Source organism: Pseudomonas sp. ABFPK (assembly GCF_001586765.1).
In the GTDB taxonomy this organism is placed as follows: Bacteria; Pseudomonadota; Gammaproteobacteria; order Pseudomonadales; family Pseudomonadaceae; genus Aquipseudomonas; species Aquipseudomonas asiatica.
In genome coordinates, this window is record NZ_LQXW01000086.1 from 1 (window position 1) to 650 (window position 650).

Sequence of the window (650 nt, forward strand, 5' to 3'; positions counted from 1 at the left end):
CGGCGACTGGGCTGCCGATTGTTGGGCTGGGAGCGATTACCGACGCCGCTGAGGTTGAGCAGCTGCGAGCTGCCTTGAAGTTCTACGCCGACCGGGACCACTTCGCTGAAGACATTGGCAGCGACTGGGACAGCGTGAGCGGCGAGCCCGCGAACATGCTCTGGCACGAACATGAATCCTGGTTTGTGGAGGATGGCTCGATTGCCAGGGCCGCGCTCTCGGGAAAGTCTGAGCAGGATCAAAGGCTGAGAATCGCAGATCCCTCTGCGATTTCGAGTCAGGCCGGTAACGAAGGCCGAGCTTTCTGGCTCAGGAAGATGACCCACGCATCATATGACTGCTGATGCCAGGACACCGCATCGTCCCAAGGGACGCCGGTAATTTCGCCGTTAGAAATCAGGTGTCTGAGCCTGGAATTTGAGGCATCCAGTTCAAGGAGGTGCCGATGAGCCATGTAGCGAAAATCATCGTTGCTTAGCATTGGACTGATGTCCTGAAGGGCTGGCCCGGGGATACGTGCCGATGTCCCTGTGCATTTATTGTGACATCAAATCGAAGCGGCAGCTCCGTAAATCGGCACGGAGCACATTTGTACTCCTAAGCTGCAACACCTCCCCCTCTATTCACTGCCGCGATATGGCGGCCAAGGA

Annotated in this window: 1 pseudogene; it reads left to right on the plus strand. The window is 57.2% G+C overall.

Annotation, left to right across the window (positions count from 1 at the left end):
- A pseudogene (locus WM94_RS31000) lies at positions 1-344 on the plus strand (hypothetical protein); the annotation flags it as partial.
- Between the last annotated feature and the right edge of the window lie 306 nt (positions 345-650).